We start from the raw sequence: 21,810 nt of genomic DNA on the forward strand, positions 1-21,810 counted from the left end.
GGGTTCATTCTGTCGGTGGCCCGTCGTAGGGTACCGGCATGGACATCATCTTGGTTCCCGGATTCTGGTTGGACGCTTCTTCGTGGTCGGAGGTCACGCCGCCGCTCGTTGCTGCGGGTCACACGGTCCACCCGCTCACACTGCCTGGGCTGGAGGCCGTTGACGCCCCACGGTCCGGGATCGGCCTCAGGGATCACATCGACGCCGTAGTGGCGGCTGTCGATGCCGTTGGCAATCCCGTTGTAGTGGTCGGCCACTCCGGCGGAGGCGCCATCATCCACGGCGCCGTCGACGCCCGCCCGGACCGCGTGGTCCGGGCGGTTTACGTGGACAGCGGCCCGCTCGGAGAGGGCGGCGTCATCAACGACGAACTGCCTGTTGAGGGAGATTCCGTGCCCTTGCCCCCATGGGAGCTTTTCGAAAACGAGGACCTCGTGGACCTCAATGACGAGCTGCGGGCCGCCTTCCGCGCACGAGCCATCCCAGAGCCAAAGAATGTGACCACCGACAAACAGCGTTTGCACGATGTTCGGCGCTACGACGTCCCGGCCACCATCATCGCGTGCGAATTCCCCTCCAGCCTGCTCGGCGAATGGATCGAATCCGGCCACCCCTTCGTGGCCGAGCTCGCACGCATCAACGACGTCGAATTCATGGATCTGCCCACCGGTCACTGGCCCCAGTTCACCAAACCGATTGAACTCGGAAAAGCCATTCTTGCGGCGGTTGAGCGGACGGGCTAGGGCTGATTCGATCCGGTCGATCGGCTCGTGGGAGGAGTAGAACCCCGAAGGCCCGATGTGGCCGACGCAGCCTGGATGGCTGCGCCGACGATGCCGGCGTCGTTCCTGAGCTTCGCGGGAACGACGGGGGTCCTCAGGTTGAGGTGAGGCAGGTATTCGTCGGCTCGTTGGGAAATGCCTCCGCCCACAATGATGAGTTCGGGCGAGAACATGAACTCAAGTTCAGAAAGGTAACGTTGCAAGCGGACGCTGTATTCTTGCCAGCCCAATCCGTCACGTTCACGCGCGACGGCGGATGCCTTGGTTTCGGCGTCGTGACCGTCGATGGAAATGTGACCGAGCTCGACATTGGGCACTACGTTTCCGTCGAAAATCAGGGCCGATCCGATCCCGGTGCCTAGGGTAATGACCAAAACCGTGCCGCACGTTCCCTTTCCGGCGCCGTAGCGGGCTTCCGCGAGACCTGCGGCGTCGGCATCGTTCAGGACGGCGACCGGCCGCCGAATGCGATCGGAGAAATGGGTGCCGATGTCGAAATCGATGAAGGTCCTGTCCATGTTTGCCGCTGATCGGGAAGTGCCGTGCTGGACGATGCCCGGAAAGGTTACGCCAACGGTTGAATCACGTCCCGCTTCGCTTCCTGCGTTGAGCTCGTCCACGAGCTGCCGAACGACATCGCCGACGGATTCCGGATCAGCCGGTTGGGGCGTGGCTAGACGAACGCAGCCCCACAGGATCTCGCCCTTTTCAAGGTTGACGATCCCGCCCTTGACGCCGGTTCCACCGATGTCAACGCCGATGAAATGGCCGGCACTTGTCACGTTTTCAGACATGTTTGTCCGTTTCTTTGATCTGTTTAAAGGCCGCAGCTTTGCTGTGGCTGCTGCCCCTAATGGTCATCAAGGCCTGCTGTGGCAGCTATCGACCTTGCGCGGGTCGCTTTCGATGACGGGTTCGAGGACTTCATCGATCTCTTTCAGGAGTGCGTCCTCCAGCGTGAGCCCGGCGGCCTTGGCGTTTTCCTTGATCTGCTCCGGTTTGGAGGCTCCGGCGATGGCAGCAGATACGTTCGGGTTCTGAAGCACCCACGCCAGACAGAGGGTACTTAGCGGAATCCCTGCGCTTGCTGCCAGGGGCTGAAGGCGCTGGACCCTGGTTAGAACGTCATCGCCCAGCCACTTACCCATCGTGTCTTTGCCTCCGTTTTGGTCGGTGGCGCGGGAACCGGAGGGGGCGCCCTTTCCTGGTGAATACTTGCCCGTCAGTACTCCTTGGGCAAGGGGTGACCACGCAAGCTGGCTCATCCCGAGCTCCTCACAGGCCGGGATGATTTCAGGTTCAACAACCCTCCATAGCAGGTTGTACTGAGGTTGGTTGGAGACCAGCCCGACGTTGAGTTCCTTAGCCAAGGCAGCTGCTGACCGGATCTCATCCGCTGTCCATTCGGAAACGCCGATGTAGTGGGCTTTGCCGGCACGCACGACGTCGGCGAAAGCCTGCATCGTTTCCTCGAGGGGCGTTTCGTAGTCGAATCGGTGGGCCTGGTAAAGGTCGACATAGTCTGTTTTGAGCCGGTGGAGGCTTCCATCGATGGCTTCCATGATGTGTTTCCGGGAGAGTCCGCGGTCGTTCTTTCCCGACCCTGTAGGGAAATATACCTTGGTGAAGATCTCCACGCTTTCGCGCCGGACTCCGGCAAGCGCCGAGCCGAGTGCGGCTTCTGCGCGTGTCTCCGCGTATGCGTCTGCGGTGTCGAAAGTGCTGATGCCGGCGTCGAGGGCAGCATGTACGCATTGTCTTGCCAAGTCGTCATCAATCTGCGATCCGTGCGTCAACCAGTTGCCGTAGGCGATCTCGCTTACATACATGCCGCTTCGGCCAAGTTTCCTGTATTCCAAGGACTTCCTTCGAGTTGGGTGTCCGGGGCAGATCCCGGCGAGCGTCCGCCCCTTCCGCGTTGAGGAACCATCATGATTCCCCAACGCGGAAGGGCTGACCGTCGGGTCTTGTTAGGCGGTCGGAGTGAAAATGTCCTTCATTTCGTCCCAGGCTTCCGCCCTGACGAAGACGGGAACGCGGTTCAACGGCGCAGGCACCTCGACCGTTCGCTGGCCGGCGTATGTTTCTCCCGTCCAGGCATCGACCCAGTCGCCGCCCGGGAGGTAAGCCGTCCAGCTGCGGACTCCCTCGTCGACGACGGGGGATACAAGAAGGTCGTCGCCGAGCATCCATTGCAGTGGATGCTTCCATACCTCCTGGTCTTCGATGTGGTCGAAGTACAGCGGGCGCATGAGGGGGGCTCCGGTGTCGATGGCCCTGCGGGCCTGCTCTGCCAGGTAGGGCACGAGGCGTTCGCGCAGTTCGACAAGTTCGCGGAACACAGGGATGACAGTCTCGTCCCCCGTCCGATCCTGAATGTTCCACGGAGTGCGATCCCTCGATGGCTTCCGGTGATGGTTGAACTCGGAGTGGTACTGCATTATGGGCACGAAAACCGCTGCTGCAGCCGACCGCAGGTATAGTTCCGAGGTCGGGACATCGCCTGAGAAGCCGGCGAAGTCCCAGCCCCAATACAAGACTCCGCTTGCTGACGCGGAGAGTCCGGCAAACAGGGACCAACGGAATGCGTCCCAAGTGGAATTCTCGTCCCCGGCCCAGAAGGCTCCGTGGGCTTGGGAACCGGTGAACCCGGCGCGGCTGAAGGTGACGGGTGCCTTTCCTGCGGATTCAAGAAGGTCACCGTAGGCCTTGGCGTATGCGACCGGGAAGAGGTTGTTTCCTTCGTCTCCGCGCATTCCGTTCAGATACTGGAGTTCTTCGCCCCAGGCGTGTTCTCCGCCGTCGGTCTTGAATCCGTCGATGCCGATTTCTTCGACGAGATAGCGTCGCTTGTCCGTCCACCATCGGGCAGCTTCCGGATCGGTCAGGTCCGGCATCAGGCTGAGCGGGAACCACCATCCCCGGTTACGATATGGCCGCAGGCTGCCGTCCGGGGCCTCCTCACGGATGAGCCGGCCGTCACGAATCGCCGCTTCAGCGTCGAATCGGGATTGTCCTTGCGGGTGGGGCCGCATCTTGATAAGCGGAATCTGCCACAGAACCACCCGGATGTCCCGGGCATGAAGGTCATCGACCATGGCCTTCGGATCCGGCCAGGCACCATGCTCCGGGAAGGTGAAGTCGCTGAGATGGTGCGGTGAACCGTCGGGATTCGGCTCGTATTCAGCGTCGCGGAATGCCGTGAACGTAGACTCGTCGCTCCACGCTTCGACGACGACGGACCCGACCGGAATCCCGGTGTCCCTGTGCCGATCCATCTGTCGCATGACTTCTGCCTGGGTGTTCCACTCGTTTCCGCTCGCCCAAAGCTTGAACACCCAGTCCGGAAGCTCCTTGGCGCTGCCGGCGACGGACAGGAAGGACTTCAGGACCGCCGTCGGGGTTCCTTCGAAGAACCTCAAGTTCAGAAGAGTCTCCCCGTTCAGGGGTTCGGGGCCGACTTCGGCTTCAATGACGAGGCGGCTTTCGTCGGAGGCACCGATGTCGTACCACGTGCGCCGGGAGGTTTCGACGTGAAATCCCCAGCCGTCTCCGCCTATTACATGGGCGAAAGGCATGGGCAAGTAAGTTTTCCGCTTCGCTCCTTGGCTCTTGTATTGCTCGAAAACGACCGCGTCCAGCTTGGACCCCCGGTGGTCGAGGGCATCAAAACGTTCTCCAAAGCCGGCGACACGCTCGTTCAAGGCCAACGGGAGTGCGAAACGAACACGCAAAGGCCGGACACCGTCATGCAGTACCTCAACGGAGTCGGCGATCATCCGGTCAGCTCCAATGACGTTAACAGCCTGGCTGGTGGGCGCCCAGGTGGCGGCACTATAGCTGAACCACTGCGTCTTTTGAGTTCGTCCACTTCGGGTCTGCGCAGTGAAGCGGTACTTGTATGTTGTCTGGGGCTCCGACGGCGCGAGGGTTACCTGCCAGCCGCTCGCCGAACGGGCGAGCTTGGCCTGGGCGGATGCCAGGTGGCCGCCGTCGATGACCTGTCCGCGGGATGCTGCCGGTACTCGTTCGAGGGTCTCGGTCAGTTTCGTGACAGCGCCGTCGCGACCGGTGACTTCGAGTTCGCAGATCACGTCGGTCAGTTCCGGGGAGGTTCGAACGCCCAAGGTGACGGGCTCCCCCGCGACAGGATGGGACGGGCTGCGTTGATCGGTGTCGGCGACGTAGGGGTGGCCGGAGCCGAATGGTTTGTGGCGGATCATTTAACGTTCTCTTTCGCTGCTGGAGCAGGAGTCGGATCGGCGGTGTCGAAGGGCACGCCGAGGGCGATGGCGAGGCGGATGAACATGGCGTGGCTCCACAGCAGCGGGTTTGCAGAGGAGCCCCAGCGCTCGTTCCAAGGTTGAAGATGATCGGGGTCGAGAAGGTGATGGTCAACCTGTTCGGGAAGTTCGTCGTTCGCGCCGGCGGTCGAGGCGGCCCATTCGAGGAGCTCGTGGGCTCTGGTTCGGTTTCCGGCAGCGGCCTGGGCCAGGCCGAGGAAGCAACTAAGTAAAGGCCATTGGCCGCCGCCGTAGTAGGTGTCGGCCAGATACCGGTGAACGCCGTTGTCGACGGTGAGCTGCTCTTCGATGACCGCGATGGTCCCTGCGCTCAAGGGACTGTGCGGGGGCAGGAAGTTCATCGGAGCAATCAGCGAGAGGAGGCTGGCGTCTACCGTGTCTGTTCCCAGCCATTTCGTCAGATGGATGTCCTGGACACCTTCGTCCTGGACTCGTCGGCGGATCTGGTCCGCGATCGAGGTGGCCTGTTCTGAGAGTGACTCCTCGATGAGCCCGGTTCGGGCGATGCTGGCCAACCCGGAGGCGATGCAACCCAGAGTGCTCACGTGCACGTGTTGGGCCGACTCTTCCCACCAGTCATAGCACGGCCGTTCCCAGGAGGCCGATAGGTAATCGATGGTGAGGGCTATGGCCTCGGTCCAGCGTTCCAGTGGCCGGTCATGGCGGGCGCTGTGTTCAGCCAGGGCCCAAAGCCAGGTGCCGTATCCGTCGAGCTGGAAATCCCACCAGTCGTCGTTTCCTTCGGCTCCGTCGAGGGTAAAACGCGTGGGCAGCATTTGGTCACCGGCCACCGGCCTGCCGGCTAGGCTTTCAGCCACGATATGGCGGATCCTTCCGGCGCGGGAAGTCAAGGCATTCGAGCACCAGTCGAAGAACAGTTCGACGGATTCGATGTGTCCGGCGGCGGACATGGCGTCAGCGATGTACGAGCCGTCGCGGAACCAGCAGTACCCGGCGTAGGCGGAAAACGAGGGGCTTGCCGGGTAGGCGCCCCCGGGTGCCTGCTGTTCCAGGATGAGCCGGATGCCGGCCTCGACTATCGAACGGACCGCGGGATCTCCGTTGCGCGTTACCGTTGAACCTTGCATTGTCATTGGCTTCTCTTTCAGATGGTGAGCGGGTCGCGGTGCCGGCAGCTCACGGTGTTACCGCGGCCCGCTCACCGGCTTTATTCGGACTGTGCCCGGTTTATTTCAGCAGAGCGTTGATTTGGTCCGCGGCGCCCTTCAGGGCATCGGCCGCGCTGGAGCGTTTCGCTTCGACTTCGCCGAGAGCGTTGGTGATGATGTCGACCATTTTTTGCTGGTTGTCGCCGATGACCGGCGGGAGGGCGACTTTGTCAAGGGCGTCGAAGATGGCCTGGCGGTTTGCCGGCTTGTCCTTCGCGAGATAGGGCTTCAGGACTGAGTCATCGGAGGTGGCGGGGAGTTCCCACGCTGCGCTGATGCGGGTCTGTGCCATGACGTCTGAGCTGGTCATGTATTCGGCCCATTTCTGGGCTGCGGCCTTGTTCTTGGAGTTGGCGGATACCCCAATGGCGTTGGAGAACTCCGCGCTTGCCTTCTGCGTGTCTCCGGGTTCGACGACGATGTCCCAGCTCTTGGGTGAATCGGCGAAACTGCTGGCCACCCAGATGCCGCTGTGGAGCATGCCTAGTTTTCCGTCTTTGAACAGTTTCGTGTCGAAGTCCGGGGTCCCGGCGCCTTGGGCGGGTGTAGGCATGGTCGTCCCGCTCTTACCTGCCAGCCATTCGGCAGCTTTGATGCCCTGGGGCGAGTTGAAGGCGACCGATTTGCCGTCGTCGTTGAGGAATTTGCCGCCGGTTTGGGCCAGTGCTTTGTAGAACTCGTAGAAGCTCACGCTCTGGTAGTCCCCGTAGACACCCGCGGCGCTGTCCGTGATTTTCTTTGCTGCAGCCGTTTCATCAGCCCATGTCCAGCTGGACGTGGGGTAGGCGACCTTGGCAGCGTCGAAGAGCGCCTTGTTGTAGTAGAGGACAACGTCGGAGAAGGAACTGGGCAGCGCGTACTGCTTGCCGTCTGACTGGTAGGACTGCAGCAGGGACTGCTTGTACTTGGAACCGTCGACTCCGTCGAGGGGAGCGACAGCCCCACTGGCCACGTAGGAGCGCAGGTTCGCGTATTCGATATCGAAAGTATCGGCTTGGGTCCCGGCGGCCAGGTCTGTCTGGAGTGCCGTCGCGTAGTCCTTGTAGGGCAAGGTGGTGACCTGGACGGTGATGTTCGGGTTGGCCTTCTCGAAGGCCTGGACAATGGTGTCCAGATTCTTCTCGTTGCCCCCGTTCGAGATGAAGTTTGAGTATTTGATGGTTACTTTTTCGGTGCTTGAAACATTTGAGCTTGCCGCCGATCCACAGCCTGACATGGCCAGGATTGCGGTGAGAGCGAGACCCAGCGATGCCAGGGGCTTCTTGTTCATGTGTATCTCCATTGATAGGTGAGGAAACTGGCCGATCCGGTCTATTTGAGTCCGGTGCCCGCAACCCCTTGGATGATGTACTTCTGGGTGAAGATATAGAGGGCAAGCATTGGAAGGACGCTGACCACGGATCCGGCCATGACGATGTCCCACTGGGTTGTGTACTGGCCTTGCAGTCCCGCCAACGCCACGGGAAGGGTTTTCATTGCGGGGGTCCGCAGGATAATCAGCGGCCACAGGAAGCTGTTCCAGCTATTCAGGAACGCGAACACCGTCAGTGTCGCCAGCGCCGGACGGACCAGGGGAAGCACAATGAGGCCGAAGATCCGGAAGTGGCCAGCACCATCCAATGTCGCGGCCTGATCCAGGTCCTGCGGCACGGAATTCATTGCCTGCCGCAGGAGGAACACTCCGAAGGCGCTGGCGATCCCCGGCATCAATACGCCGAGATAGGTATCGATAAGGCCCAGGCTTTTCATCTCCACGAACAACGGGACGACCAGCACCTGCATCGGGATCATCATGGTGGCCAGATAGACGGCGAACACTGCATTTCGCCCCTTGAACGGCATCCGGGAAAAGACATAGGCGGCCAGTGAGCTGGTGACAAGCTGGAACACCGTGGTGAGGATGGCGAGGATCAGGCTGTTAAGGACGATCTGGGCAAACGGGAGCCGTTGGAGCAACTGAGCGTAGGCGGACAGTGAAGGATTCTCCGGGATAAGTTGCGGTGTTGCGGAGAGGCCTGCGCCGGGGCTGATGGACGTTACGAACGCCCAAAGAAAAGGGAAGACCATCATGAGGGCGCCAACGAGGACGAGGATGTTCAGGGTGATCGAGGGACGCTGCTTACGCATAGTGCACCCATTTCTTTTGACCTCGCACCTGAATCAGAGTGATGACCAGGATGAAAAGGAACAGTAGCCATGACAGAGCCGATGCTTCGCCGGCCCTGCCGTAGCGGAAGGTGAGGTCGTAAATCTGCTCGACCACGACTTGGGAAGAGTTGTTGGGGCCGCCTCCGGTCATGGCATAGACCTGGTCAAAGACCTGGAATCCGTTGATCAGCGACAACACAATGACAAAGAAGGTCGAGGGGGAAAGCATGGGAAGCGTAATGCTGAACAGCCGCCTCCACCGGCCGGCGCCGTCGACGGTCGCGGCTTCATACAGGTCCTCCGGAATGGCTTGGAGGCCGGCGAGCAGAATCACCATGACAAAGCCAAGGTCCTTCCACGCCGAAGCCACGATGATCGAAGGCATGGACCATGCCGGATCTGTCCACCATCCCGGCCCTGTCACGCCGATGAGACCAAGCAGCCAGTTGACGATTCCCGTGCTGGGATTCAGTAGCCAACGCCAGACGAGTGCAACGACGATCCAGCTGGTCACCACGGGGAGGAAGTAAAGGCCGCGCATCATGCTGCGTCCCCTGATCCGGGAATTGAGGGCAAGCGCTATGGCCAGCCCGCCGACGTACACAAGCGGCAGGTATCCGACGATGTAGTAGATGGTGTGCAGGAACGCGCCCTGCGTGCCGGGGTCGCCGATGAGCTTGCCGTAGTTCCCAAGGCCAACCCATTTCATCGGACCGACCAGATTCCATTGGTTCAGGCTGATCCAGAACGCGGAAAACATGGGAACGATCGTGAAGAACAACAGTGGCAACGCGCTCGGAATGAGGAAAACGGCGACAGTCAGCCCGTATCTGAGACGATTGCCGGTTGCTTTACGCCGAATCCCGGGTCCTCGGTAGCGCTTCGTTGTTGCCGTGGGTCCGGGGCTGCCGGACCTCGAGTCTTGCAGAGCGGTCACAATCCTCCTACCTCCGCCGGTACGTGGGTGAGCCGGGCACGAACCCGTCTCCCCTGCTCACCTGAACTTTCTTCGCTGTAGAAGGGCGCAGACGCCACGAGCGCGGCGGCTCCGCGCGCCCAGGCCTCGTCGTCCCAGGACTCGACGATCACGGGGATGCTCCGGCGGTCTGCCGTCAGGGAACCCCGGAATGATCGTTCGAATCCTGCTGCCCAGTGGCGCCATCCACGGGTTCCTTCCCCGCTGACGATCACAATCTCCGGATCCAGGATCTGCACGAGACCAGCGACGATTCGCCCCAATGGCTGACCGGCTCCCCTGAAAATATCTTGGGCGAGGGGGTCACCGTCGTTTGCGCGCTCTTGCAGATCTGCCATGGTCTCTAATGACGAAATGATTCCGGATTGCCGCGCATTCGCGACGAGTGTCTTTTCCCCAATCAGGGCCTCGATGCATCCGTGGTTACCGCAGGTGCAAAGAGGTCCATCCGCAACTGCGGGTATGTGACCGATTTCGCCGGCACCGCCCCTGCTGCCGCGCACGACCGCGCCGCCGGTGACAAACCCCGCGCCGACGCCCTCCCCGATCGTCACAACCAGAAACTCGGCATGCTCGCGGCCTGACCCATAGAGCCGTTCGGCTACAGCGAGGGCGTTGACATTGTTCTCCACCAGGACCGGAACATGGAGTTCCCGGCTCAGAACCGCTCCAAGCGGTACCTGCCGCCACCCGAGGAGGCTTGAATCAACAACACCACTACCTTGCGCATCCACCGATCCGGGAACACCGACGCCTATTCCCAGAAGGGGGGTGACACGATCTTCGCCAACGAATGACTGGACCAGTGAGACGACGTCGGAAAGCGATGTGATCGAGGAAGCGTCGTATGCCCTATTGCCGGACCGGACTACATGCCCGCTAAGTTCCGTTTCAACGAAGGCAACATGATCCTTCGAGATCTTCATACCCACCACGCGCCCTGCAGCAGTGGCCAGGCCCAGCATCCGCGCAGGACGACCGCCGCTGGAGGGAGACATTGACAGCTCCCTCACGAGGCCGTCCGCGATGAGGTCTTTGATGAGCTGGGTCATAAGAGCCGGGGAGACGCCAAGTGCCCTTGCCAAGTCAGCCCGGGACGCACCACCGGAGGTACCAAGAAATGCCAGGATCGCAGACCGCGTAACGTCAGCGTTGCCGCTCGGCCGAACCATTGTATTCTCCTTTATTTACGACTAAATGAAGATTAGAACTATGACGCACCTCACGTCAAGGGGTCTCTTATGCTCAAAGGCTGCCTCCTGGTCCGAGCAGAAAATTCCTCTTGCGGAGCAGCCCGCTCTCCCTTAGCGTTTGTTCGGCGACTTAATTTAGTTACTTCAGAAAGGCCGGATACGCTGTGAGGATCGACCGTGCGGGCAACAAAGGGCTGATCAGGGAGATCAACGAGGCCCTCGTGCTCGCCGAGCTGCGCGGCGAGTCGCTCCATTCCCGCGCGGACATCGCCCGGAGTACCGGACTCAGCGGCCCGACGGTCACTGCCATCACGTCACGGCTCATAGACCGAGGCCTCGTCGAAGAGCGGGCCACCGGCGCATCGGCGGGAGGGCGGCCACCAGTGCTCCTTGGCCTGCGTCAACGCGCCGGCTACGTCGTCGGCATCAAACTGACCGAGAACCGGGCCATCGGCGTCCTGGCGGACCTGGACGCCAACGTCGTGGCCCGAGCCGACGCCGCCCTGGCGCTACCGACGCCCGGCGCGGTAGTGGCAGGCATCGTCAGCACAGTCGAGGCGCTTGCTCCTGCCGGCCAAGGCCGGATCCTCGGCGTTGGGCTGGGCATGGGCGGGGTGATCGACCGGGATGAGGGAAGTGTGCGCCACGCCACATACTTCGATTGGCACAACGAACCGCTCGCCAAACGGCTCTCAGATGCGATCGGGTTGCCGGTTCTCATCGACAACGACGTCAACGCCTTGGTGGCGAGCGAGCAGAGCTGGGGGGCCGGGCGGGGCGTGAAGAACTTCGCCGTCGTGACCATAGGACGCGGCGTCGGCATGGGCATGGTGCTCGACGGGCGCCTGTTCCGTGGCAGCCGCGGAGGTGCCGGCGAGCTCGGCCACATGAAGGTGGTGCCCGAAGGCCCGGAGTGCGAGTGCGGTGGCCGCGGCTGTCTGGAGGCCGTGATCGGCGAGCCGGCCCTCCTGGGATCCCTCGCGGGTGAGCTGGGACGGCGCGTCTCGGTCGACGAGGCCGGCACGATGGCCCGGGACGGGGACCAGCGTGCAGCACGGGTCTTCGCCGAGGCCGGCCAACATCTGGGGCGGGCTGTCGGTAACGTCGTGAACATCCTGAACCCTGACCGGCTCCTCCTGGCCGGCGAAGGTACGCATAATCTCGACCTCATCATGCCCGCGTTCCGCCTCGCTCTCAACGAGACCGTTTTTGACGGACTGCAGGACGGACTCTCGATCCACGCCGAGGCGTGGGACGACGAGGCCTGGGCACGCGGAGCCGCAAGCCTCCTGCTCAACGAGCTGTTCGAACCCAACCTCCGCTTGAACAGCGACGAGCCGACCCTCATCGGCCGCTCCGCTGGGTGAGCTTCACTCTCAAAAGAAAGCAGGGCAACGATGTCCGTTTCAGTCACGCCGACAATATCCCGCCGCACAGCCGTCCTCGGCATCCTGGGCGCGGTGCCCCTGGCCCTGCTACCGGCGGTCTTCGGCGCAGAATCGGCCAAAGCTGACACCCTCACCGGCGTCTTCCACGGGCCCACCGGCTACGACCAGCTGTACAGCACCACGCCGACCGAACGCGGTCCGCGCGACCCGATGTCCACCCAGACGGTCCAGCTGCACTCGACCACATGGCCGATCTCTCCCGGACAGACATGCTGGGTCTCCTGGACGAAGAACGGGGTCGCCCAGACTGACGTTGGCTGCTCCTTCGACTACAACAATGGCAACAACAGCTATTGGAAGGTCAACCTCGGCTCCTTCGCGAGGGGCGACCAGATCACCTACACCGTCCACGCCAACGTCGACGGCGCAGGCGCGATCACCAGCGGCCCGTTCAGCTTCGCCGTCACCGACTGGTCCGGCACCGGAAACGTCAGCGGCTACACCGACAACGGCACCTCAGTCGACGTCGCTGTCAGCGACACCTCCGGCAGCTTCTCCCCCAAGATCCGCTACACCTTCCCTGCACCAGACCGCTTCCACGTCCAGATCGCACCCCACGGCACCGGCCTGAATATCACTGGCGCCACGGGCTACACCGTCACCGACACAGGCACCACGCTGCAACTGGCCACCAGCGCGCTGAAGGTGAAGATCCAGAAGAGCCCCTACCGCGTTTCCGTCTACAAGGCCGACGGCACCACGCTCATTGCCCAACAGTACGACCCAGCCATATTCCGGAACACCGGATGGGCAAGCGACGGCGCCACTACAGTTACCAAAATCGAGGACCACTGGCTGACCCCCGCCGGAGAACGGTTCGAGGGCTTCGGCGAACGGTACGACTACCTGGACCAGCGCGGCCACGACGTCGACAACTACGTCTATAACCAGTACCAGGATCAAGGACCCACCCACCGCACCTACATGTCGGTCCCGTTCTTCACCAACTCCGCAGGCTACGGGGTGTACGTCCCCAGCACGCGCTACTCGCTGTTCAACGTGTGCACCTACCTCTCTGACATGGTCGGCTTCACCGTCGACACCGGTGGCGCGCTCGACTCCACCGTCGACTATCACTTCCTCACCGGTACCCAGGGAAACATCCTGGATGCCTACACCTCTCTGACCGGACGCCCATGGCTGCCTCCGAAATGGGCGTTCGGCCTGTGGATGTCCGCCAACGAGTGGAACACCCAGACCGAGGTCACGAACGAGCTCGCCAACGTCACTAACAACAACATCCCGCATAGTGTCCTGGTCCTGGAGCAGTGGAGCGACGAGGCCACCTTCTACGTCTGGCACGGTGCGACTTACACCGCCAAGCCTGGCAGCGGCGCCCTGGCCTACACCGACCTCACCTTCCCGTCCGGCGGCGAGTGGAGCGACCCCAAGGCCATGGTCGCCGCCGCCCACGACCAGAACATCAAAGTCGTCCTGTGGCAGATCCCCGTGCTCAAGCAGGACTTCAGCACCAACCCCGCCACCGCGCCCCAGCAGCACCTCAACGACCAGAGCTACGCCGCCGCCCAGGGCTACCTGATCGGGGACGGGGTCGGCGGCCAATACCGGATCCCCACCGGGGAATGGTTCGGGGACAGCACCATGCCGGACTTCACCAATGCCGCGGCGACGTCATGGTGGATGAGCAAGCGCGCCTACCTCTTCGACGATGTCGGCATCGACGGGATGAAGACCGACGGCGGCGAGATGGTCTTCGGCCGCAACGCCTCCTTCTCCGACGGCCGCAAGGGCGACGAGATGCACAACGGGTATACCAACGCCTACACCGGCGCCTACGGCACCTACGTTCAGACCAAGAAGAACGGAGACGGGGTCCTGTTCAGCCGCGGCGGAACCGCGGGTGCGCAGGCACACTCCATCTACTGGGCCGGGGATCAGGCCTCGACGTTCTCGGCCTTCCAGCAGGCCCTGCGTGCAGGCCTGAGCGGCGGGGAGTCCGGCATTCCTTTCTGGGCCTGGGACATGGCAGGCTTCACCGGGACCTTCCCGAGCAGCGAGCTCTACCTGCGGGCCGCCGCCCAGCAGACCTACTCACCGATGATGCAGTACCACTCCGAGAAGTCCGATCCCAGTCCCTCAGAGGCCCGGACACCCTGGAACGTCCAGGCCCGCACGGGCGACACAACGGTGGTCCCCACGTTCCGCAAGTTCGCCAACACGCGGATGAACCTGATCCCCTACATCTACACCGAGGCCAAGAACGCTTCCCTGACCGGGTTGCCACTGCTGCAGACCATGCGGCTGGCCTTCCCCGGGGACGCCTCGGCGGCCCCCCTGGACATGCAATACATGTTCGGTCGCCAGCTGCTCGTCGCCCCGATCACCACCCAAGGGGCGACCTCGGTCACGCTCTACCTCCCCGGCGGGGAATGGCACGACGTCACCAACGGCGGCAAGGCCTCCGGTCCCGGCAACAAGACCTACATCGCCGACACCTCCACCATCCCGGTGTACGCCCGCGACGGCGCCATCATCCCACTGAACCTCAACGCCAACTACGAATACGGCGGAAGCATCGGCAACGACGTTTACAACTACACGAACCTGGTCTTCCGGATCTACCCCGCAGGAACCACCTCGGCCGACTACTTCGACGACGCCGCCGGTACCGTCAAGCAGATCACCAGCACTGAGAACTGGAGCAGCCACCAGGTCATCGCCACCGTGCCGCCGCTCGCCACCACCGCAACCCTCCAGGTCAATACCACCGTCCCCAGCACCATCACAGTCGACGGAAACGCCCTGACCGCCTACAGCACGCTCAGCGGCCTCACTGCCGCGGCAACCGGCTGGTACTGGGATCCCGTCCAGCAGTTCACACTCATCAAGATCGCCTCCGGAACCACCACCCGCACCGTCATCCTCTCCGGGGTCAACAAGAGCGCATACGAAGCGGAATTCGCCACCGCAACAGGAACCACCACCAACACCAACCACCCCGGATTCACCGGCACCGGCTTCGTCGACGGCTTCACCGCCTCCGGTTCCTCCCTCACATTCGACGTCAGCGCCAACGCCACCGGAACCCACCAACTCACCTTCCGCTACGCCAACGCCACAGGCGGGCCAGCCACCCGAACCATCTACGTCGACGGAACCTCCGTCGGAACCCTCACACTGCCCACCCTGGCCAACTGGGACACATGGGGCACCGCAACCATCAGCACCACCCTCACCTCAGGACGGCACTCGGTGAAGATCTCCTACGACACGGCCAACACAGCCGCCATCAACCTCGACAACCTCACAGTCGGCAGGCCATGACCGCCCCGCGCCGAGACCGGCGCCGAAACCGCCTCAGCGGGATCCTCGCCGGAGTAATGCTGCTGCTCGCCTCAACCGCCGGGGCCACCTTCGTGACCGCCGTCCCGGCCCACGCGGCAGGGATCCAACGCGTCCAGTTCACCGGAGCCGGCGACTACCTGGTCGCGGAATTCCTCAGCGACGACCTGGTCCACTTCGAAATGGGCACCGGATCCGGGCCCGGCGCCGGGGTGGCCATCCCCACCACCGACCAAGTCGCCCCGACCAGCTACGCAGGCCCCACCGCCTTCACCCAGACCGCCTCGACCGCCAGCAGCGCGCACATCCAGGTCAGCGTCAACACCACGACCATGTGCGCCGACGTCACGGATACGACCCGGACGCCGGCCCTGCTGCTGCACACAGTCTGCCCACGGAACCTGACGGCAGCGTGGAAGGGGCTGTCCTTCACCAAGTCCGCCATGCAGGACGCCTACGGCCTCGGCGAAGAATTCTTCACCGGCGGCAATGCCGACGGCGACAGGGTTGGAGTCGACCGCTCCTCCCCCGGCGCCTACGGCAACACCATGAACTACGACGTCGACAACGGCCCCGTCGGGAACACCCAGATCCCCGTCCTCTTCGCCGTCGGCGCCAACAATGCCAACTACGGGCTCTTCGTCGACCAGGTCTACAAGCAGGACTGGAACCTCACCGCAGACCCCTGGACCATGGACACCTACGGCGACCAGCTGCGCTGGTACGTCATGGCCGGTCCCAGCCTGCCGGACCTGCGCAAGAGCTACATGAACCTCACCGGCCGCCCCCCAGTGCCCCCACAGAAGGCATTCGGGCTCTGGAACTCCGAATACGGGTACAAGAACTGGACCGAGATCGACAACACCTTGGCCGGCCTGCGCTCCGACAAGTTCCCCGTCGACGGATTCATGCTCGACTTGCAATGGTTCGGCGGCGTCACCGCAGGCTCCGACAACACCAAGATGGGTACCCTCGAGTTCGACCCGACCAACTTCCCCAACGCCGCGTCCAAGATCGCCGACTACCGCGACAACCAAGGCGTCGGCCTCATGACCATCGAAGAGTCCTACATCGGCAAAGGACTCCCCGAATACACCAACCTTGCCAACCAAGGCTTCCTGGCCCGCGCCGGCTGCCCCACCTGCGACCCCGTCTACCTCACCGCCAACGACTGGTGGGGCCGCGGAAGCATGATCGACAGAACCCAGCCGGCCGCCGGCGCCTACTGGGCCGCCACCAAGGAACAGCCACTCGTCAACATGGGCGTCCTCGGCCACTGGCTCGATCTCGGCGAACCCGAAATGTATGACTCCAACGACTGGACCGCCGGCCTGCTGCCCGGCAAACACGCCCACGCCGACTACCACAACCTGTATGCCCTGGAATGGGCCAACAGTGTCGCCAAGGGGTACACCGCCGCTTCGTCAACCCAGCGGCCCTTCCTGCTCTCCCGCTCCGGAGCCGCCGGTATCCAGCGCGACGGCGCAGCCATGTGGTCCGGTGACATCGCCACCCGTATGACCGCCCTTGCAGACCAAACCAACGTCCAGATGGAGATGTCGATGTCCGGCATCGACTACTTCGGCTCCGATATCGGCGGCTTCCACCGTGACGAGGCCATCGCCGGGTCCGACATCAACGAGATCTACACCCAATGGTTCGCGAATTCTGCATGGTTCGATGTCCCGATCCGCCCCCACACAGACAACACCTGCAACTGCCAGCAGACAGCCCCCGACAAGATCGGCGACGTCCCCAGCAACCTGGCCAACCTCCGCCAGCGCTACGAGCTCACCCCGTACTACTACTCCGTGGCACACAACGCCTACAGCACTGGAGACCCCCTGGCCCCGCCGCTGGTGTACTACTACCAGAACGACCCCAACGTCCGCACCATGGGCAGCGAGAAGATGATCGGACCGGACATGCTTGTCGGCGTCGTCGCTGCATCAGGCGAACGGCAGAGGAACATGTACCTGCCCGCCGGCACCTGGTACGACTACCACACGAACAAGAAGTACGTCAGCACCGGCCAGTGGGTGAACAACCTGCCCGAATGGACCAACGGAGTCTTCCAGCTCCCCGCATTCGCCAAGGCCGGAGCGATCCTGCCCAAGATGTACGTCGATGACAAAACGATGAACGTAACCGGCGCTCGCACCGACGCCACCACCCGCAACGAGCTCGTCGCCCAGGTCTACCCCGACACCAACGCCTCCAACTTCACCCTTACCGAAGACGATGGCAAGTCGGTCAACTACCAGAGCGGGGCGCAGCGCCTCACCGGTATCACCCAGCAGCTGTCAGGGTCGACCGAAACCGTGAACATCGCCGCATCATCCGGCACCTACACCGGAGCGCCGGACAGCCGCCAGAACGTGGTCCAACTCGTCACCGACGAAACCCAGGCCTCCGCCGTAACGCTAAACGGAATGCCGCTGACCCAGTACGCGAACAAGGCAGCCTTCGATGCCGCCGCCAGCGGCTGGTACAACGCCGGAGGGAACCTCGTCGTCGCTAAATCCGACAGCACCGCGGTCGGGACCGCGAAGTCTTTCCAGTTCACCCTCGGCCAGACCCCGGTATCAGCCAGCTTCACCTGCTCAAACGGCACCACCACGAGCGGGCAGTCGGTCTACGTCGTAGGCAACGTCCCCGGGTTGGGGAACTGGTCACCGGCCAGCGCCGTCAAGCTCGACCCCACCTCGTACCCCACCTGGACCGGAACGATCAGCGACCTCCCGCCAAACACTGCCATCGAATGGAAATGCATCAAGCGCCAGGAAACCAACTACCCCGCATCCGCAGACGCCTGGCAGCCAGGCTCCAACTCGACCTTAACGACCCCCTCCTCAGGGTCTGCCGGCGCGACGTCGGGAGGGTTCTAATGCCCGGGGACCGGAATGGTCTGGAGAGCCACGGCGACCCCGAATGCATGACCATGAGGCCGTGAGCGCGTATCAACAATAGAAGATCGACTGGGCCAGAGAGGCCGCTCCTGTGATCGGAGTGGCCCTCTGGCAGGACGCGAAAATGCCCTGGCACTATGTGATGGTGCCAGGAACGATAGTGCCGCTGCGGGTCCCCAGCGTGACTAGGTCGCCACGGGCGGCAACACGACGGAACCCGCCACCCTTGACAAGGTCCGGGCGTGGAATGAATGATACGAGCCTCATCAGCTTTGCCCTTCCGGTGGTCAATAGCTGAATTCGTGTCCGGCATTGTCGAAAGAGTGTATTGACAGTAATCGTGTGGGCGTGTTTTTCAGTCGGGTTGATTGGGTTGCTCCTGAACTGGATGAGTGTCATCGGCACGCTGATCGTGCCACGTCCGCTGCACAGCAACCTTTCACGGGTGACCCACCTGGTCACTGCGAAAATCTTCTTTGCCATCACAAAACCCGTCACCTCTTATGAAGTACGCGATCGGATCCTTGCCTGGCAGTCTCCGATGTCGCTGTTCGTCCGCCTGCTTGTTTGGGTGATCCTGTTCGATCTGTCGTTCAGCCTCCTGCTCCTTCCCTTCGTCGATGGTGACTATTGGCAAGCCGCAAACGAGGCCGGCTCCGCAATGTTCACGCTTGGCTACGCTGCGCCATCGAATGTCGGCAATACGGTGTTGGTTTACGTGGCCGCGTATACCGGGTTGATTGTCATCGCTTTGCAGATCGGTTACTTGCCAACCCTCTATGCAGCCTTCAATAGGCGGGAGGCGGAGGTAACGCTCCTGGTATCGCGGGCAGGTTCACCCTCATGGGGACCGGAGCTTCTGGTGCGCACACGGTTTGGGATGGCCGCTCAAACCAGCACGAGCGAGCTCAGCGAGCTTTACCAAAGGTGGGAGCGATGGGCTGCGGACGTAGCCGAATCACACAGCACCTACCTCACCTTGGTGTGGTTCCGTTCACCTTCACCGCAATCCAACTGGCTCAACTCCCTCCTCAGCGTCATGGACGCAGCCGCGTTGCAGCTTTCCTTGAGTCCGGGGTCTGCCCCGAGCACCCGGGCGCGACTGGTCCTTCGGATGGGGTTCACCTGCCTGAATCAAGTGGCGCGGGCCATCCGTATCCCTGTCGAGGAAGACCCCGATCCCGATTCCGAACTCGACGTGACTTTCGAGGACTTCCAAGCGGCAGTGGAACTCATGCGGACCGTCGATTACCCGGTTGAGGTGACAGCCGAACAAGCCTGGCCCCACTTCAGGGGCTGGCGCGTCAACTACGAAAAGGTCGCATACGCCCTCGCCTACGCGATCGACGCACCGCCATCAATGTGGAGTGGCTCACGACGCTTCGCGTCCGAGCCGATCATGCCGCACCGGCCGAAGAACCGCACTTCCAAGGACGTGAAGCCAGACGACCCGCAAATGATTGCCCAGAGGAAGACACGGTGACAGCGAGGTGCAAGGATGGCACAACAAATGACCATTGACGTGTATCGAAGAGGAGAAGCATCATGCCCATGATCGACGTGTACGCCACGACCGGGACCTTCGCCGACAAACACCGGCTCGCCGTTGACCTGGCGTCGACGGTGATGCGGGTGGAGCAGGTGCCGGATATCCCGATGTTCCGCAAGAACACGGCGGCATTCATCCATGAACTCCCGGAGGGGGATCTGTCGAATGTCGACGGCGACAGCAACTACGTGCGCGTCCAGGTGCTCACGAACGCGGGTGCATTGAACCGCGAAAAGCAGCTCGCTTTGGTCGAACAGCTCACCGCGCTCATCGCGACGGCGGCCGCGGATCCGACCCTGCCCGATCGGACCTGGGTCCTGCTCACGGAAGCCCCCGACGGCGGTTGGGGCCTCAACGGGCACGCCAACACTAATGAGGAGCTCATCGCAGCCGCGCGTGCACAGATTGCCTCCCTCCAAGGACAGACCCCGGAGGCCTGAGCTCCGGCAGCGGCCGGGAGCGGGGGCGCCAAGCGCCTCTCCGACGTGAACTTGGCTACTCGGCAAACACCTGCTTGGCGACCGCCATGGCGGACATCGCCTTCGGCCAGCCCGCGTAGAACGCCAAGTGGGTAATCGCCTCGCTCAATTCGGCTTCGCTCAGTCCGTTGGCTTTCGCAAGACGCAGGTGTCCGAAAAGCTGTTCGGTGCTGCCGCTCGTCACGAGACAGGCAACGGTGATGAGGCTCCGGTCTCGCTTGGGCAACTCGGGCCGTTCCCAGACGTCAGCGAAGAGGACGTCGTCGGTGAGTGAGGCAAGTTTGGGCGAGATGTCTCCGACGAGTTGCTGGGCACGGGACTGTTCAGCCATGGGGTTCTCCTTGTTAGTGGTTCATTCAGGGGTGCGGAGGGTCCGCCGTCGGCGCCCTCGGTCCTTTTCGACGAAAGCTTGTCGACCTGCTTTCCATCCTAGGAACGCACCTCGGAATGAGGCAGGGTCCGCTAGTACCTGTTTCCCGATGAACCTCGGGGGTCCGGGATTAGAGCGGCGGATATCTTCTGAGACCCACCACTCCGCCCGCGGCAATCAGGGTCCCACCGAAGGCCACCAGGATTCCGGCCACTGAGACGGTTGGAGCGAGGGGACGGTCGCTCTGAGCGGAGCCGGGGTCAATCCGGGCGGCGGCCGCAGCCGAGGCTGAATTTTGCGCCGAGGGGATCGGACTGGAAATGAGCGACGAAGGCACCGCAGCGGTGGCTGTAGCGGGTGGCGCCACCTGGGTGGGTGCGGGTTCCGCGGTCACCGCCGGCGCGGTCGTTGAAGCGCCACTGGGTGGATCCGCGACGCCGGGGTCCGGCTGGGGTTGCGGTTGTACCGGTGCGATAGCCGTGGCGGTCGGGGTGGGTTTGCCCGACGGCCGGGGAGATGGGGAGCTGGCGGGAGAGCACATGCCAACCACCCCTAGAAGGCCTTGAGAATCGCAGGATGCGGCCCCTGCACTCTGCGCTGGCGCAAGTGCGATCAGGCACAACGCGAAAGGGAGCGCGACGAGGGCAACTGGAACCTTCCGGCGAGTCATGGCTTCGACTCTACCTACTCCGCGCCAACTTGGGAGGAAATCCCCGTTGGCTTCAATCCCTGAGCTGACCCAGAATCCGGGCTAGCTGGGCGCGATCCTCCGCACTGAGCCGGGCAAAGTACTCGGAGGACTTGCCGCGCCGTTCGGCGCTGATCTTCGCGAAAAGCTGCTGCCCGGCCGGTGTGGCGGCAACAAGGGTGGCCCGCCGGTCCGTGGGGTCCGGATCGCGACGGACGAGGGCTTTGACCTCAAGCTGGTCCACCACTTCCGTGGCCGAACGCGGCGCAATGCGCAGCCGTTCCGCAAGGTCTTTCAGCCGCATCGGCTCCCCCGGCGCCGGGCGCATCAGCGTCATGAGCGCCCGCCATTGGTGCGGCGTCAACTCCCACGGAGACAGCTGTTCGGCCCAGGTCCGGCGCAGCCCCCGGAAAGCGGCATGGAAGAGATCGCCCAGGTCGGCAGAATCAGAGGACTGTGAGTGCATGCCGCCAGTCTAGCAATTTGACCTGC

General features: G+C 62.7%; 17 protein-coding genes. 6 read left to right on the forward strand and 11 right to left on the reverse strand.

Annotated elements, in window-relative coordinates; translation table 11 throughout:
* Positions 1-38 precede the first annotated feature (38 nt).
* A complete protein-coding gene (locus QRN59_RS11290) occupies positions 39-743 on the forward strand; it encodes an alpha/beta fold hydrolase (protein ID WP_284982615.1) in 705 nt (234 codons plus the stop codon).
* Here the strand turns inward: QRN59_RS11290 and ppgK are convergent.
* The 8 genes from ppgK to QRN59_RS11330 all read right to left on the reverse strand — a co-directional run bounded on the left by ppgK (position 740) and on the right by QRN59_RS11330 (position 10,551).
* Positions 740-1,576: a polyphosphate--glucose phosphotransferase gene (gene ppgK, locus QRN59_RS11295; RefSeq protein ID WP_284982616.1), complete on the reverse strand. Its 837-nt coding sequence runs from the start codon at positions 1,574-1,576 to the stop codon at positions 740-742. The genes QRN59_RS11290 and ppgK overlap by 4 nt on opposite strands.
* Before the next feature lie 66 nt (positions 1,577-1,642).
* Positions 1,643-2,641 carry an aldo/keto reductase family protein gene (locus QRN59_RS11300; RefSeq protein ID WP_284982617.1) on the reverse strand — a complete coding sequence of 333 codons (999 nt, stop codon included), beginning with the start codon at positions 2,639-2,641 and terminating at the stop codon, positions 1,643-1,645.
* Between the two features lie 111 nt (positions 2,642-2,752).
* Positions 2,753-5,005 (reverse strand): glycoside hydrolase family 31 protein, encoded by a 2,253-nt coding sequence (locus tag QRN59_RS11305; RefSeq protein WP_284982618.1) that lies wholly within the window; start codon positions 5,003-5,005, stop codon positions 2,753-2,755.
* Positions 5,002-6,180, reverse strand: coding sequence for a glycoside hydrolase family 15 protein (locus tag QRN59_RS11310; protein WP_284982619.1), 1,179 nt, complete (start codon positions 6,178-6,180; stop codon positions 5,002-5,004). Before QRN59_RS11310 ends, QRN59_RS11305 begins: the two co-directional genes overlap by 4 nt.
* Positions 6,181-6,274: 94 nt before the next feature.
* On the reverse strand, positions 6,275-7,525 hold the full coding sequence (locus tag QRN59_RS11315) for an ABC transporter substrate-binding protein (protein ID WP_284982620.1): 1,251 nt from the start codon (positions 7,523-7,525) through the stop codon (positions 6,275-6,277).
* Between the two features lie 41 nt (positions 7,526-7,566).
* Positions 7,567-8,382, reverse strand: a complete 816-nt coding sequence (locus QRN59_RS11320) for a carbohydrate ABC transporter permease (protein ID WP_284982621.1) — start codon at positions 8,380-8,382, stop codon at positions 7,567-7,569.
* Positions 8,375-9,340, reverse strand: coding sequence for a carbohydrate ABC transporter permease (locus QRN59_RS11325; protein ID WP_284982622.1), 966 nt, complete (start codon positions 9,338-9,340; stop codon positions 8,375-8,377). The genes QRN59_RS11320 and QRN59_RS11325 overlap by 8 nt, the downstream gene beginning before the upstream one ends.
* Complete coding sequence (locus QRN59_RS11330; protein WP_284982623.1) at positions 9,337-10,551, reverse strand: ROK family transcriptional regulator; 1,215 nt, start codon at positions 10,549-10,551, stop codon at positions 9,337-9,339. Before QRN59_RS11330 ends, QRN59_RS11325 begins: the two co-directional genes overlap by 4 nt.
* Positions 10,552-10,736: 185 nt before the next feature.
* Here QRN59_RS11330 and QRN59_RS11335 point away from each other — a divergent pair, with 185 nt between their 5' ends.
* From QRN59_RS11335 to QRN59_RS11355, 5 genes are all read left to right on the forward strand, one after another.
* Positions 10,737-11,939 carry an ROK family transcriptional regulator gene (locus tag QRN59_RS11335; protein ID WP_284982624.1) on the forward strand — a complete coding sequence of 401 codons (1,203 nt, stop codon included), beginning with the start codon at positions 10,737-10,739 and terminating at the stop codon, positions 11,937-11,939.
* 30 nt (positions 11,940-11,969) lie between these two features.
* Positions 11,970-15,305: a TIM-barrel domain-containing protein gene (locus QRN59_RS11340; protein WP_284982625.1), complete on the forward strand. Its 3,336-nt coding sequence runs from the start codon at positions 11,970-11,972 to the stop codon at positions 15,303-15,305.
* The gene (locus QRN59_RS11345) at positions 15,302-18,211 is read left to right on the forward strand and encodes a TIM-barrel domain-containing protein (protein WP_284982626.1); all 2,910 of its coding nucleotides are present in this window, start codon (positions 15,302-15,304) and stop codon (positions 18,209-18,211) included. Before QRN59_RS11340 ends, QRN59_RS11345 begins: the two co-directional genes overlap by 4 nt.
* 409 nt (positions 18,212-18,620) lie before the next feature.
* Complete coding sequence (locus tag QRN59_RS11350; protein ID WP_284982627.1) at positions 18,621-19,715, forward strand: hypothetical protein; 1,095 nt, start codon at positions 18,621-18,623, stop codon at positions 19,713-19,715.
* A 62-nt stretch (positions 19,716-19,777) separates the two neighbouring features.
* Positions 19,778-20,221 carry a hypothetical protein gene (locus QRN59_RS11355; protein WP_284982628.1) on the forward strand — a complete coding sequence of 148 codons (444 nt, stop codon included), beginning with the start codon at positions 19,778-19,780 and terminating at the stop codon, positions 20,219-20,221.
* A gap of 55 nt (positions 20,222-20,276) precedes the next feature.
* Here QRN59_RS11355 and QRN59_RS11360 read toward each other — a convergent pair whose 3' ends face one another.
* The 3 genes from QRN59_RS11360 to QRN59_RS11370 form a co-directional block, all read right to left on the reverse strand.
* Entirely contained in the window at positions 20,277-20,591 is a 315-nt protein-coding gene (locus QRN59_RS11360) for a carboxymuconolactone decarboxylase family protein (protein ID WP_284982629.1), read from the reverse strand.
* A gap of 169 nt (positions 20,592-20,760) precedes the next feature.
* A complete protein-coding gene (locus QRN59_RS11365) occupies positions 20,761-21,300 on the reverse strand; it encodes a hypothetical protein (protein ID WP_284982630.1) in 540 nt (179 codons plus the stop codon).
* 52 nt (positions 21,301-21,352) lie between these two features.
* On the reverse strand, positions 21,353-21,784 hold the full coding sequence (locus QRN59_RS11370) for a MarR family winged helix-turn-helix transcriptional regulator (RefSeq protein WP_284982631.1): 432 nt from the start codon (positions 21,782-21,784) through the stop codon (positions 21,353-21,355).
* Positions 21,785-21,810 lie beyond the last annotated feature (26 nt).

Origin of the sequence: Arthrobacter sp. efr-133-TYG-118, assembly GCF_030209755.1 — a bacterium.
Lineage (GTDB): Bacteria > Actinomycetota > Actinomycetes > Actinomycetales > Micrococcaceae > Arthrobacter.